The following is a 13,953-nucleotide window of genomic DNA, read 5'->3' as shown; positions in this document are numbered from 1 at the left end:
TTTACTGTTTTTTGATTGTCAAAATTGACTATTTTTACATATGCCAAGTCCTATTTTGTTAGAAGTTAAGGATCTTTCTATTTCTTTTTTTAACAAAAAAAAAGAAATAGAGTTAATCCATTCTATTTCATATCAATTAACTAAAAATAGTATTACCGCTGTAGTTGGTGAATCTGGATCTGGTAAATCTATTTCCTCACTCGCATTAATGGGCTTGCTACCGCAAAAAATTTCGAAAATAACTTCAGGGTCTATCTTATACGATAATACAGATTTAGTTAAGATATCCGATAAAGGATTTCAAAAGTTAAGGGGACGTGAAATAGCGATGATATTTCAAGAACCTATGAGTTCTTTAAATCCATCTATGCGATGTGGAGCGCAAGTTGAAGAAATATTAAAACAACATTCGCTTTATTCTACAAATGAAATAAAATCTGAAGTACTAACTTTATTTGAAAAAGTTAAACTCCCTAATCCTAAACGCATATTAAAATCTTATCCTCACGAAATCTCTGGAGGACAAAAACAACGTGTTATGATCGCTATGGCAATAGCTTGTAAACCTAAGCTACTCATTGCTGATGAACCAACAACCGCACTCGATGTTACAGTGCAAAAAGAAATTTTAGAATTATTAAAAGAAATACAAGAAGAAACAGAAATGAGTATTTTGTTTATTTCGCATGATTTATCTCTAGTTTCAGAATTGGCAGATAAAGTAATGGTTATGTACAAAGGTGAAATAGTAGAACAAGGTGATACGAGAATTCTATTTAGCAATCCTAAACACATTTATACTAAAGCTCTTATTGCCTCAAGACCTTCAACTCAATATAGATTAAAAAAGCTTCCGACTATTTCTGACTTTTTAAATGAAACTGTTAAGAATACAACTATTTCTAAGGCACAACGCAATAAAAAACATAAAGAATTATATAATCAAGATCCTTTATTAGAACTTATTGATATCGAAAAGAGCTACTTAGCTAAAAAAGGTTTTTTTACAAAGGGTATTCCGTTTAAAGCAGTTGATAGAGTTAGTTTTAAAGTTTATCCCGGTGAAACAGTTGGACTTGTTGGAGAATCTGGTTGTGGTAAATCTACTCTTGGTAGTGCAATTCTTCAATTAGATAAAGCCACTGAAGGTATTATTAAATATAAAGGTCAAGATATTACGAATATAAACACATCAGAATTGCGTGCGCTTAGAAAAGATATTCAAATTATATTTCAAGATCCTTTTGCGTCTTTAAATCCACGCTTAACTGTTGGAAATTGTATAATTGAGCCAATGCAAGTACATAAAATTGGTGTTTCTTATATAGATAGAAAAAAAGAGGTCATGGACATTTTAGACAAAGTAGGCCTTAGTAGTGAAGATTTTTACAAATATCCACATGAGTTTTCCGGAGGCCAACGTCAACGTATAGGCATTGCCAGAACAATAGCATTAAAACCTCAACTAATTATCTGTGATGAATCCGTTTCTGCTCTAGATATATCCGTTCAGGCTCAAGTATTAAACCTTTTAAATGATCTAAAAGAACAATTTGGCTTTACGTATATATTTATTTCACATGACTTAGCCGTGGTAAAATACATGGCGGATCAATTACTAGTTATGAATAAAGGAAAAATTGAAGAGCTAGGAGAAGCTGACGATATTTACTCATCCCCTAAAAAAACTTATACTAAAAAATTAATTCATGCTATACCTAAGGGGTTATAGCATGAATATTTTCTTAGTTAACTTTAAAACACCTGAGATTACTCTCGCTGTATTTTTTAAGTTAGAAAACAAAACGTTTTCTTCTAAAGTAGGTTCTGGTAGATTTGATTTACTCTTCATAAGTAATTAGGTCTAGTTAATTTGGGGCAAAAAAGGATTTTAGTTTAATTTGGGATGACGAATATGCAATAATATTTCAATAATATCGTCTAAACACTTATTTATTCGATGAAATACATTTTATTTTAACACATGTAATCTGTTTCGTCTATTTTTCCTACAAAAAAAGCCACAAATAATTTGTGGCAGATTTTTAGAATTTCTTATACTCTACAATTCCATTTCTGGAACTATACCTTCAATAATCAAATGACCTTCTGTTGCATTTTTTATTTCTTCAACAGAAATACCTGGTGCTCGTTCTAATAAAAGAAAACCTTTTTCTGTAACCTCAATAACAGCCATGTTTGTTACTATTTTTTTTACGCAACCAACACCTGTCAACGGCAATGAACATGACTTTAATAACTTAGATGCGCCAGCTCTATTGGTATGCATCATTGCTACAATTATATTTTCTGCACTGGCTACCAAATCCATAGCTCCACCCATGCCTTTTACCATTTTACCTGGTATTTTCCAATTCGCAATATCACCGTTTTCTGACACTTCCATAGCACCTAAAATAGTTAAATCAACATGCTGGCCTCTAATCATTGAAAAACTTGTGGCAGAGTCAAAAAAAGATGCACCAGGTAACGTTGTTATTGTTTGTTTACCTGCATTAATAATATCAGCATCTTCCTCTCCTTCAAATGGAAAAGGTCCCATACCCAAAACCCCATTTTCACTTTGAAACTCAACTTCTATATCTTGTCTAACAAAATTGGCAACTAATGTAGGAATACCAATTCCTAGATTAACATAATAACCATCTCTTACTTCCTTTGCTATACGTTTAGCAATTCCATTTTTATCTAGCATAATTAATTAGGTTGTCTTACCGTTTTCTGTTCTATTCGCTTTTCAAAAAGCTCGCCTTTAAAAATACGTTGAACAAAAATACCAGGTATATGTATTTGATTTGGATCTAATTCTCCTACAGGCACTAACTCTTCTACTTCGGCAACCGTTATTTTAGCAGCACCACACATATTTGGATTAAAGTTTCTTGCTGTACCTTTAAAAATTAAATTACCTGCAGCATCTCCTTTCCAAGCTTTTATAAATCCGAAATCAGCATTAAAAGCATATTCTAACACATGCATTTTCCCATTAAACTCTCTTATCTCTTTTCCTTCTGCAACTTCAGTGCCGTAACCAGCAGGAGTATAAAAAGCAGGGAATCCTGCCTGTGCAGCTCTTGCTCGTTCAGCCAGTGTTCCTTGAGGTATTAATTCTACATCCAACTCACCAGATAACATCTGTCGCTCAAATTCATCATTCTCCCCTACATAAGAAGAGATCATCTTTTTTATTTGTTTTTGTTGTAGAAGTAATCCTAAACCAAAATCATCTACACCTGCATTATTAGAAATACAAGTTAACCCTTTGATATTGAGCTTTACTAATTGGGCTATCGCATTTTCTGGTATACCAGATAAACCAAAACCACCAAACATAAAGGTCATGTTATCCATTACACCGTGAAGTGCATCAGATACGTTAGCTACTTTTTTGTTAATCATAAATTGATAAATTTAGTAATTGAAAAATACGATTATCCTTTAAAATTTTATACTAAAATATATGGAATATAACCTAGGGTCTAAAATCGATTTCAACTACATCATCATCTACAGTATCGGAATCTTGGCCTAAGTCACCTTCATCTTTAACTTCGCAGTCAATTCTAATATTAAGCTCAGAAGGTTTTTCGAAATCAGAAGTTGAAACATTAAGTGTTTTATCTGCATAACAAGACTTCATATATAAACCCCAAATCGGTAGTGCCATAGCTGCACCTTGTCCGTAAGTTGTTGTTCTAAAATGGGCGGCTCTATCTTCTGCACCTACCCAAACACCAGTTACTAAATTCGGTACCATTCCCATAAACCAACCATCACTTTGGTTTTGGGTAGTTCCTGTTTTTCCTGCGATTGGGTTTTTTAATTTATAAGGATATCCTGTAATAATTTCTTTATAGACATTACTCCACTTGTCAAAACCTTCATGCCGTAAACGTCTACCTGAACCTGCTTGCGTAACACCTTCCATAAGGTTAACAGTTACATAAGCTACTTCCTCACTCAGAATATCTTTACTCTCTGGTGCAACTTGGTATAATACGGTCCCGTTTTTATCTTCAATACGCGTTACCATAACTGGCTTGTTATAAACTCCTTTATTTGCAAATGTGGAATAAGCAGCAACCATTTCATAAACACTAATATCTGCTGTACCTAAAGCAATGGCTGGTACTGGTAAAATTTCAGACGTAATTCCTAATTTTTTAGCCATCTCTACAACGGGTTGTGGACCAATTTCATTCATTAAACGTGCGGTAACTGTATTCGTCGAGCTCGCTAAAGCATCTTTAAGCGTTTGTTTTCCAGAATAATTTCCATCTACATTTTTAACTGTCCACGGTTCAGGGTTTCCGTATTTATTAGCTTCAATAGTAATAGGCGTTCTAGGAAACGAATCACAAGGCGATAATTGCAACTGATCCATAGCAGTGGCATAAACAAAAGGTTTAAACGTAGAACCAACCTGACGTTTTCCTTGCTTAACCATGTCGTACTGAAAATGTCTATAATTCATTCCACCCACCCAAGCTTTAACATGCCCTGTTAATGGATCCATAGACATCATACCTGGTTTTAAAAATGATTTATAATAGCGCATTGAGTCCATCGGTTTCATAATCGTGTCTACCTCATCAGCCTTACCATCTATCCATTTAAAAATTGTCATCTCAACAGGTTGGTCAAAAGACGCCTCAATTTCTTTATCAGATTTTCCTTGGCCTTTTAAAATTCTCCATCTTTCACCACGTCGCATTGCATCCTTCATTAATTTATTGATTTCCGATTGATCAAGTTCTCTAAAAGGTGCTGTTTTATTAAATTTTGGTGTGTTTTGAAGATCGAATTCTGCTTGAAGTCTTGGCATATGCAATGCAACCGCATCTTCAGCATACTTTTGCATTCGAGAATCTATAGTTGTAAAAACTTTTAATCCATCGCTATTGATATTGTATTTACTACCGTCTGGCTTTCTATTATTATTATCATTTGCCCATTCTTTCATAAAACCCCTAAGATATTCTCTAAAATATGTAGCAATACCTTCTCTATGAGATTCTGGAGAATAATTTAAATCTAATTCTGTCTGCTGTAAGGAATCTTTTGAAACTTCATTAATGTACTCATATTTATGAAGTTGAGATAGAACAACGTTACGTCTATTTCTTACTCCAACAGGATTTCTACGAGGGTTGTAAAGTGAAGAGTTTTTAAACATCCCAACCAACATAGCTGATTCCTTTAAGTCTAAATCTTTAGGTTCTTTTCCAAAATATATTCTAGCTGCAGAACGGATACCATCACCGTTATTACCAAAGTCATAGATGTTAAAATACATTGCTATGATTTCCTCCTTTGTATACTGTCTCTCAAGACGAGTAGCTATAACCCATTCCTTAATTTTTTGTGTTAATCGCTCAAAGATATTTTGTGAAGCAACACCTACAAATAATTGTCTGGAGAGTTGTTGAGATATAGTACTTGCACCACCCCTCCTTCCTAAAAAGAAAAAAGCACGTAATGTTCCTCTACCATCTATACCAGAATGACTGTAAAAACGCGCATCTTCTGTAGCAACCAATGCGTCTACTAAATTTTTAGGTAAATCCGAGTAATCAACCGGTGTTCTATTATCGTTAAAATAAAACTTACCAAGTGTTTTACCGTCTGAAGAGATTATTTCAGTAGCCAAATTAGTTTCCGGGTTTTCTAAAAGCGTGTGATCTGGCATATCGCCTAAAGCACCCCATGACGCTAATAAAAATAATAAAATAACAGCCAAAATTCCACCTGTAAAAGTCATCCAAAACCAACGAACGTATTTTGCGTAATCTATAGTTTTAGACTTAGATTGTGATATTTTCTTTTTTGCCATAATTAATTTTTTAAAGCATGTTCTACTCTAAAACCAATATCTGTTATACCCTCTAAATTTATAATGCCATTAACATCCCCATTATCTCTCATAGCATGCTCAATATTAACTTCATACTCTCCATCTTCACTAAATCTAAATGGTGCCTTATAACCTCTAAACCATAATTTATTTTCTTTAATATCAGAAAAACCTTCACCTAGCAATTCACCATTAGGCGCAGCCATTTTATATTCTAATGTATCTTTAACTACTTTACCATTTGGGTAGTTTAAGGCTACAATAAGAAATAAATTATTGAATTTATAATCGTTATTATTTCTCAAATTAATAAATAGACTATAGTTATTAATTGTATCTGGAGCTTTAAATTTAAAATTAGCTATGTCATTTTTATTCCATTCGCTCGGAACTGTTTTATAAACATCATAAACAGCTTTAGAATCACAACTAGTAATTAAAAGTATACCTAAAATTGAAAGTAATAGCCTGCTATTTTTTCTTAGCATTTTGCTTCTGATTACGGTTTCTGTTTCTATTTTTGTTACGATTCCTATTGTTTTTACGTTTGTTTTTGGATTTTGGACTATCGAAGCGTGTTAAACTATCCTGACCTACAACGTTTTCAAATTCAGTTTTAGTGTCTTGTATATGCTCAGCAGCATATTCTTCTAGGCTCGCAACCTTTTCTTTTTTCTTATTTTTTGCAATAATTTCATTGGCTTGTTCTGTAGTAATAATATGCCAATTCATCCATTCTCCTTCGTAAGCATACCACATAAGACCCTTAAAAATATCCGTTTTTTGGCAAACAGCATTACCCTTTTCTGTATAAAGTTTTGTGTCATTTTTAGGAAAAGCCTTTAATGCGTCTAAATAGGCATCCAATTCATAATTGAGACAACATTTAAGTTTTCCGCATTGACCAGCTAGTTTTAATGGATTTAGAGATAATTGCTGATAACGTGCTGCAGATGTACTTACAGATCTAAAATCGGTTAACCAAGTGGAACAACATAGCTCTCGCCCACAAGAACCAATTCCGCCGAGTCTCGCTGCTTCTTGCCTAAAGCCAACTTGACGCATTTCTATTCGTGTTCTAAACTCACGCGCAAAAACTTTTATTAATTCTCTAAAATCTACACGCTCTTCAGCTGTATAATAAAATGTTGCTTTACTGCCATCTCCTTGATATTCTATATCAGAAATTTTCATTTTAAGGCTTAAATCTATAGCAAACTGACGCGCTTTAACCTTCATTGGCTCTTCCTTGTCACGAGATTTAGACCAAATATCAATATCCTTTTGAGATGCTTTTCTATAAATTTTTAAAACATTTTCTGCATCTTCAATGTTGATTTTTTTACGCTTCATCTGCACACGAACCAATTCGCCAGTTAGCGTAACCATACCTATATCATGGCCAGATTTTGCCTGAGTAGCTACAATATCTCCAATGCTTAAAGTTAGATTTTCAGAATTTTTATAATATTGTTTTCTTCCATTTTTATAACGCACCTCGACACCTATAAAAGGTTCTTGTCCATTAGGAAGCGACATATTAGCTAACCAATCAAAAACAGTTAGCTTATTACAGCTATCGGTACCACAAGTACCATTGTTTTTGCATCCTTTTGGTTGGCCATCTTCTCCAGTTGAGCAACTGTTACAAGCCATAAAATTTTATATATTAAATCTAAACAGTAAATGCTAGATATAAGGATTCATAATTTATTAATGAGTAAAGATAAGATTATTTCTTGAGTTAAATAACCGTGTGTTTTTTTAGTCTTTTTAAAAAAATATGAGCTTTCTAAAAATATAATCTAGTCTTTTGGTTTAAATGTTTCGAAAATGTTTCTCAAGTCTTTTTTATAAGGTAAATGGTCTGCCCTACCTTTTTTAAAAATATCGTTACTATTTCCTTGTCCTTTTCGCAAGGCTTTTTGCTCTTCGTAAGATAGTTTTATAATCTCTTGACAATTTGATGAGCAACAATTATCCATCTTTTCTTTACATTCTTCACATTGAATAAACAGTAAATGGCAAGCCTCATTTACACAATTGGTATGCATATCTGCAGGTTTGCCGCACTGATGGCAATTAGATATAACATCATCACTTATGCGCTCAGAACGACGTTCATCAAAAACAAAATTTTTACCTATAAATTTGTTTTCAAGTCCTTTAGACTCTACTTGTCTTGCATAGTTGATAATTCCACCTTCTAACTGAAATACATTTTTAAAACCTTTGTGTTTATAATACGCGCTGGCTTTTTCACATCTAATTCCACCAGTACAGTACATTACAAGTTTTTTATCCTCCTTATGAGCTTTTAAATCTTCTTCAATTAAATCTAAGGATTCTCTAAACGTATCTACATCTGGAGTAATGGCATTCTTAAAATGTCCTATCTCGCTTTCATAATGGTTACGCATATCCACCAAAACAGTGCTTGGATCTTCTATGAGTTCATTAAATTTTTCTGCATTTACATGTACTCCTTTATTAGTAACGTCAAATGTTTTGTCATTTAAACCATCCGCAACGATTTTATTACGCACTTTTACCTTGAGTTTTAAAAAGGCGAAATTATTATGCTCAATAGCAACATTTAGTCTTACATTTTCTAAAAATGATATGGTATCTAAGTGATTTTTAAAAAATTTAAAATTTTCTGCAGGTACAGAAAGTTGGGCATTAATTCCTTCATTAGCGACATAGATTCTGCCTAAGACCTCTAACTGATCCCAAGAAAGAAACATATGATTTCTAAAAATTTCGGTATTGCCAATTTTGGCGTACTTGTAGAAAGAAATTGTTAAGCGTTCTTTACCAGCTTTTTCAATTAGTTCTGCTCTTTCTTTAGCACTTAGGTTATTGTACAGTTGCATGCTATACTAATGTTTTAAGTTTAAAGCACAAAGGTATTATTTTTGTAGAAATTGTATTAAAAAAAGCACTCTGAAATATTTCAGAGTGCTTTTCTAACAACTACTAACTTAAAACTAATTTAAAAAAGAGCTACATCGACTACATGGCTGTCGAAAAAAAAATCAACAGCCAAACGTCTTTTACTCTGTAAAAGTTAGAAAAGAAGAACTGGCACAGCTCCTAATTTCTTAACTTTTAATAGCAATTTTTTCCTTTTTCATTTAGTAGATGTAAAAAGTGTAAAAGGGTTGCGTCATAAATTGAAAAATTATTTTTTTGACTGTAACAAAAAAGCACCTTGCTAAATTTAGAAGGTGCTTTTTTGAGGACTAACTCTTAATTAATAAAAAATATATTTATCTATTTTATTTAAGTTAGCCTCCATCTGCTTTACAAATACCATTTAAGCAGATTGTTACAGAAACGCCAATGGTGGAGTTAAAAATAGTTTTTTGAAAAAATTTCATTTTTCGGAATTTGAATTAGGATTAATAATTCTAACGGCATTCTCTATGCCATTTAAAAGATAGATGTAAAAATTGTTAAATGGTTGCGTTATAAAATTGAAAAAAGTAAAATAAGTGGTATTTTTGAGGATACAATAATTACAAATAAAGAATAAAATGAGTGGTGAAAAAGAAGCAAAACTAAAGGCATTAAAATTAACCTTAGACAAGCTAGATAAAGCATATGGTAAAGGAACTGTAATGAAAATGAGCGATCAGGCAATTGAAGATGTTGATGCTATTCCTTCTGGTTCTTTAGGTTTAGATATTGCTTTAGGCGTTGGTGGCTATCCAAGGGGAAGAGTTATTGAAATATATGGTCCAGAATCTTCTGGAAAAACCACTTTGACTTTACACGCTATTGCTGAAGCTCAAAAAGCTGGTGGTATTGCAGCATTTATTGATGCAGAACACGCTTTTGACCGCTTTTATGCAGAAAACCTCGGTGTTGATATTGATAACTTAATTATTTCTCAGCCAGACAATGGAGAACAGGCCTTAGAAATTGCAGATAATTTAATAAGATCAGGAGCAATTGATATTGTGGTTATTGATTCTGTAGCGGCCTTGACACCAAAAAGTGAAATTGAAGGTGAAATGGGAGATTCTAAAATGGGTTTGCATGCACGTTTAATGTCGCAAGCATTAAGAAAATTAACAGCCTCCATTAGTAAAACTAATTGTACAGTAATATTCATAAATCAATTACGTGAAAAGATTGGTGTAATGTTTGGAAACCCAGAAACTACTACTGGTGGTAATGCGCTAAAGTTTTATGCCTCTGTTCGTTTAGACATTCGTCGCTCTACGCAGATTAAAAACACGGATGGTAATGTAATGGGTAATAAAACTAGAGTAAAAGTTGTTAAAAATAAAGTAGCTCCACCATTCAGACTTGCAGAATTTGATATTATGTACGGTGAAGGAGTTTCTAAAGTAGGTGAAATATTAGATTTAGCAGTAGCTCATGAGATTGTAAAAAAGAGCGGTTCTTGGTTTAGCTATGGAGATACAAAACTTGGCCAGGGCCGAGATGCTGTTAAAGCCTTAATTAAAGATAACCCAGATTTAATGGATGAATTAGAAGAAAAAGTTCGATCCTTAATAAATGATAATCAGTAAGTTATAAAAAAATCCTGTTAAAAACAGGATTTTTTTATTTTTAGACGCAACCCTTTTACACTTTCGGCATCTATATAATAATTAAACATACTTATGTAATGAAAAGAATAATAATTTTTGCTGCGCTAATTTTTGCAACAATGACATCTTGTAATATTGAAGATGATGATTCTCAAAATTTTTTCTTCGAAATAGTACCTATACAAAGTGTTGAGGTGCCTGAAGAATTTATTCATGGAGAAACCTATGAAATATCTGTATCATATAACAGACCAAATGACTGTTACGAGTTTAATGATTTTATTTATGGAATCGACGACAATGAAAGAACGGTTGCTGTTGTAAATACAGTTTATACAAACATAGAATGCAATGAAGTACCAGAACTTATAACTGTTAATTTTGATTTAGTAGTTGTTTCTACAGAAACTTATGTATTTAAGTTTTATCAAGGATCAGATGGACAAGGGCAAGATCAATACTTACTAGTTGAGGTGCCTGTTGTAGAATAATAATCGAAAAATTAACTAACCAACACTAATTTGAGTTTAGAAGGACTCATTAAAAATTGCATAAAACAAGATGCTGAAGCTCAAAGTCAATTATACAAGCAATATGCAAGTAAATTGTTTTCACTTTGTCTTAAGTATTCTAAAAATTATGCTGAAGCAGAGGATAATCTGCATGACGCGTTTATAACTGTATTTAGTAAAATAAGTCAGTATAAGAATAAAGGTTCTTTTGAAGGTTGGTTAAAACGTATAGCAATAAATACATCATTGCAACGCTATAGACAAGACGTTGGAGTTTATGACATTATAAATGAAGGTAATATTGAAGATGTCTCTGTAGATTTAAATGATGATAATTTAAGTATTGATTTTTTATTAGGAATCATTCAAGAATTGCCAGATAGATACAGATTAGTTTTTAATCTATATGTTTTAGATGGCTATTCTCATGTAGAGATAAGTGAATTGATTAATATCTCTACTGGAACCTCAAAATCTAATTTAGCTAGAGCTAGATTAATTTTAAGAGATAAAATAGAAGATTATAAAGCGAATTTAAATTCGCAATCATTATAATAATGAACGAAAAGAAAAATATAGATAGGCTTTTTCAAGAAAAGTTTAAAGATTTTGAAGTTGCACCAAACGATGCTGTTTGGAATCGCATAAGCGAAAGTCTTCCTAACAAGAAGAAAAAGCGTCGTGTTATACCTATATGGTGGCAAGTCGGTGGTGTTGCAGCCACAATAGCACTGCTACTTACTATTGGCATCCCTGTTTTTAATTCTGATAATAATACAACAGAAAATAATACTATCGTTAACACTAAAAATAATAGTGAGACTGAAAATAATAAAAACGAAGTTACAAACACTCCTTCTAAAAACAACAAGGATAAAATTAAAGAAACACTTAATTCTGAGAAGTTAGAATTAGTAGGGTCGGATAAAAATAATAAATCTAAGAAGGATGAAAGGCAAATGGAAAATTCTCATAAGGAGAAAGATAACTCTAATTTTCTAACTTCCCCAAAGAACTATCCTAATAATAAGGCTGTAGTTAATGCAACTAATAAAAGTGCAAAGTCTTCTTCGCTAAATAATCAAAACAATCTACAAAAATCTACTAATAAAAATAAGGATGTAGGCTTAGCATCAAACAATAAAACTAACAACTCAAAAAATAATAATACTTCCAAATTAGTAAATGATAAAGAACTAAAATCTACAATCAAAAATAGCGTTAAAGAAAATAATTCGGCAGTTGCTGAAAATTCTAATAAAATAGATACAACATCTTCTAACAAAAAAACATCTAGTGAGAAGATCGCAGAAAATTATAAAGAAAATGAAATAATAGAGAATCTCGAAAAAGAATCTCTAAAGGAAGCTATTGCTGCTCAGAAAAATATTATTGAAGAAGAAAAAGAAGAAGAAGAAAACAGGTGGAGCATTGCGCCTAATGTTGCGCCTGTTTATTTTGCCTCTCTAGGCGAAGGTTCTCCAATACACAACCAATTTAATGGTAATACGAAAAGTAGTGATATTAATATGAGTTACGGTATTACTGGTAGTTACGCTCTTTCTAAAAAACTAAAAGTGCGTGCTGGTGTTAATCGTGTTAACCTTAATTACACAACTTCTGATGTTTTAGCATTTTCAGGGTCTTCAACGGCTTCAAGGAATTCTGAAACTCAAGGAAATATAAAATTTAAGGAAGGTGCAAGTGTATCAATTGTAAGTAATGTCGTTTTAAACAGAGCATCAACCCCTGAAATTTTTAATGCCAAAATAACTGGAGATTTAGATCAACGTTTCGGATTTATCGAAGTGCCATTGGAGTTAGAGTATCGATTATTAGATAAAAAATTCGGAGTTAATGTCATAGGTGGGTTTAGTACATTCTTTCTAAATCAGAATGAAATTTATGCTGACTTAAACGGTGCAACAACCTTAATTGGTGAAGCAAGTAATATTAACTCTACAAGTTTTAGTGCCAACTTTGGATTGGGCTTTAATTATAACTTGTCTAAACAATGGAATATAAATCTTGAACCTCAGTTCAAGTATCAAATAAATACTTTTAATAATACATCTGGCGATTTTAGGCCATTCTTTATTGGAGTATATACAGGATTAAGTTTTAAGTTTTAGGTTAGATTAGGTTATTGCAAACGCAAAAAGCAATGATGAATGCAATAATAACAAAAGCTACTCGTGGTTGGGTAGCTTTTTATTTTTTTTAATATTAGTTAGTTCATTAAAAATAATAGCTCTTGACTTTGAATTTAAGTTCTTCGTGTCTTCAGAGGATAAGCCTTTCGTTTTTATAAATTTATGAATTTTTGCTCTCATTTTACCAGGTCCTCCACTAAAAAAAGTATAAGAAAATCTTTTCTTATTATCATAAAATGTAATTGGCACTATTGGGATTTGATGATTAATAGCTAATCTGAAAGCACCATCTTTAAAACTATCTAATAAAATCGCCTCGTCTGGAACTCCTCCTTCGGGAAAAATACATATGCTAAGTCCTTGTTTTAAGCGCCTTTGGGCTCTAAGAAAAACAGCCTGCCTGCTTTTTGCACTACTTCTATCAACTAAAATGCATGTGCGCTTATAAAAAAAACCAAATAAAGGAATCTTAGCAAGCTCTTGTTTGCCAACAAATACAAAAGGATTTTTAGAGGCTACTAACATTAGCATAATATCCGCCATGGATGTATGATTAGCAATAAACATATAGCTTTTATTAAGCTCAAGAGGTTCTTCTCTATAAATTTTATAGCCAAAACCCATACCTATTAAAATAAATTTAGACCAAATACGAGCCAATCGAAAAAAAAGAGGATACCATTGTTCTCTAGAGATAGAAATAATTAACATAGGAAAAAGTACGATAATAGGTATTAACACAAGAATGTAAAACCAAATACGATATAAAACCCAAAATGGATATTTAAAAATCTTCATCTTTTCAAAACTAAGTATTTAAATTAAATACGGTCTTATAGTTCTATCAA

General features: G+C 32.2%; 13 protein-coding genes. 6 read left to right on the top strand and 7 right to left on the bottom strand.

From position 1 onward, the window contains the following. Positions 1-40: 40 nt before the first annotated feature. Together ACFWU4_RS02520 and ACFWU4_RS02515 are read left to right on the top strand one after the other, a co-directional pair. Positions 41-1,732, top strand: a complete 1,692-nt coding sequence (locus ACFWU4_RS02520) for an ABC transporter ATP-binding protein (RefSeq protein ID WP_411124545.1) — start codon at positions 41-43, stop codon at positions 1,730-1,732. Between the two features lies 1 nt (position 1,733). Further along, positions 1,734-1,862, top strand: a complete 129-nt coding sequence (locus ACFWU4_RS02515) for a hypothetical protein (RefSeq protein ID WP_411124543.1) — start codon at positions 1,734-1,736, stop codon at positions 1,860-1,862. 200 nt (positions 1,863-2,062) lie between these two features. Here ACFWU4_RS02515 and ACFWU4_RS02510 read toward each other — a convergent pair whose 3' ends face one another. The 6 genes from ACFWU4_RS02510 to ACFWU4_RS02485 form a co-directional block, all read right to left on the bottom strand. After that, positions 2,063-2,716 (bottom strand): CoA transferase subunit B, encoded by a 654-nt coding sequence (locus tag ACFWU4_RS02510; RefSeq protein ID WP_411124542.1) that lies wholly within the window; start codon positions 2,714-2,716, stop codon positions 2,063-2,065. A 2-nt stretch (positions 2,717-2,718) separates the two neighbouring features. Next, positions 2,719-3,420 (bottom strand): CoA transferase subunit A, encoded by a 702-nt coding sequence (locus ACFWU4_RS02505; RefSeq protein ID WP_411124540.1) that lies wholly within the window; start codon positions 3,418-3,420, stop codon positions 2,719-2,721. A gap of 73 nt (positions 3,421-3,493) precedes the next feature. Beyond that, positions 3,494-5,854 carry a penicillin-binding protein 1A gene (locus ACFWU4_RS02500; protein ID WP_411124538.1) on the bottom strand — a complete coding sequence of 787 codons (2,361 nt, stop codon included), beginning with the start codon at positions 5,852-5,854 and terminating at the stop codon, positions 3,494-3,496. A 2-nt stretch (positions 5,855-5,856) separates the two neighbouring features. Continuing rightward, positions 5,857-6,363: a gliding motility lipoprotein GldH gene (locus tag ACFWU4_RS02495; protein ID WP_411124536.1), complete on the bottom strand. Its 507-nt coding sequence runs from the start codon at positions 6,361-6,363 to the stop codon at positions 5,857-5,859. Further along, positions 6,347-7,531, bottom strand: coding sequence for a stage 0 sporulation family protein (locus ACFWU4_RS02490; RefSeq protein ID WP_411124534.1), 1,185 nt, complete (start codon positions 7,529-7,531; stop codon positions 6,347-6,349). Before ACFWU4_RS02490 ends, ACFWU4_RS02495 begins: the two co-directional genes overlap by 17 nt. 149 nt (positions 7,532-7,680) lie before the next feature. Further along, the gene (locus ACFWU4_RS02485; protein ID WP_411124532.1) at positions 7,681-8,751 is read right to left on the bottom strand and encodes a rhodanese-related sulfurtransferase; all 1,071 of its coding nucleotides are present in this window, start codon (positions 8,749-8,751) and stop codon (positions 7,681-7,683) included. 663 nt (positions 8,752-9,414) lie between these two features. Here ACFWU4_RS02485 and recA point away from each other — a divergent pair. From recA to ACFWU4_RS02465, 4 genes are all read left to right on the top strand, one after another. Then, entirely contained in the window at positions 9,415-10,419 is a 1,005-nt protein-coding gene (gene recA / locus ACFWU4_RS02480; RefSeq protein WP_411124530.1) for a recombinase RecA, read from the top strand. Between the two features lie 98 nt (positions 10,420-10,517). Further along, on the top strand, positions 10,518-10,931 hold the full coding sequence (locus tag ACFWU4_RS02475; RefSeq protein WP_411124528.1) for a hypothetical protein: 414 nt from the start codon (positions 10,518-10,520) through the stop codon (positions 10,929-10,931). A 30-nt stretch (positions 10,932-10,961) separates the two neighbouring features. Then, positions 10,962-11,507, top strand: a complete 546-nt coding sequence (locus ACFWU4_RS02470; protein ID WP_411124527.1) for an RNA polymerase sigma factor — start codon at positions 10,962-10,964, stop codon at positions 11,505-11,507. A 2-nt stretch (positions 11,508-11,509) separates the two neighbouring features. After that, a complete protein-coding gene (locus ACFWU4_RS02465; protein ID WP_411124525.1) occupies positions 11,510-13,084 on the top strand; it encodes a hypothetical protein in 1,575 nt (524 codons plus the stop codon). A gap of 57 nt (positions 13,085-13,141) precedes the next feature. On the opposite strand, the gene ACFWU4_RS02460 is transcribed toward ACFWU4_RS02465, so the two are convergent. Continuing rightward, a complete protein-coding gene (locus tag ACFWU4_RS02460; RefSeq protein WP_411124523.1) occupies positions 13,142-13,903 on the bottom strand; it encodes a lysophospholipid acyltransferase family protein in 762 nt (253 codons plus the stop codon). Between the last annotated feature and the right edge of the window lie 50 nt (positions 13,904-13,953).

The sequence above is a fragment of the Winogradskyella sp. PE311 genome (genome assembly GCF_046545555.1).
Taxonomy (GTDB): domain Bacteria; phylum Bacteroidota; class Bacteroidia; order Flavobacteriales; family Flavobacteriaceae; genus Winogradskyella.
This window is presented reverse-complemented; position numbering and strand designations above follow the sequence as displayed.

Bases quoted from the DNA above. Each gene is read 5' to 3' on its own strand.
- ACFWU4_RS02520 (WP_411124545.1), top strand. From the start codon at position 41: ATGCCAAGTCCTATTTTGTTAGAAGTTAAGGATCTTTCTATTTCTTTT.
- ACFWU4_RS02515 (WP_411124543.1), top strand. From the start codon at position 1,734: ATGAATATTTTCTTAGTTAACTTTAAAACACCTGAGATTACTCTCGCT.
- ACFWU4_RS02510 (WP_411124542.1), bottom strand. From the start codon at position 2,716: ATGCTAGATAAAAATGGAATTGCTAAACGTATAGCAAAGGAAGTAAGA.
- ACFWU4_RS02505 (WP_411124540.1), bottom strand. From the start codon at position 3,420: ATGATTAACAAAAAAGTAGCTAACGTATCTGATGCACTTCACGGTGTA.
- ACFWU4_RS02500 (WP_411124538.1), bottom strand. From the start codon at position 5,854: ATGGCAAAAAAGAAAATATCACAATCTAAGTCTAAAACTATAGATTAC.
- ACFWU4_RS02495 (WP_411124536.1), bottom strand. From the start codon at position 6,363: ATGCTAAGAAAAAATAGCAGGCTATTACTTTCAATTTTAGGTATACTT.
- ACFWU4_RS02490 (WP_411124534.1), bottom strand. From the start codon at position 7,531: ATGGCTTGTAACAGTTGCTCAACTGGAGAAGATGGCCAACCAAAAGGA.
- ACFWU4_RS02485 (WP_411124532.1), bottom strand. From the start codon at position 8,751: ATGCAACTGTACAATAACCTAAGTGCTAAAGAAAGAGCAGAACTAATT.
- recA (WP_411124530.1), top strand. From the start codon at position 9,415: ATGAGTGGTGAAAAAGAAGCAAAACTAAAGGCATTAAAATTAACCTTA.
- ACFWU4_RS02475 (WP_411124528.1), top strand. From the start codon at position 10,518: ATGAAAAGAATAATAATTTTTGCTGCGCTAATTTTTGCAACAATGACA.
- ACFWU4_RS02465 (WP_411124525.1), top strand. From the start codon at position 11,510: ATGAACGAAAAGAAAAATATAGATAGGCTTTTTCAAGAAAAGTTTAAA.
- ACFWU4_RS02460 (WP_411124523.1), bottom strand. From the start codon at position 13,903: ATGAAGATTTTTAAATATCCATTTTGGGTTTTATATCGTATTTGGTTT.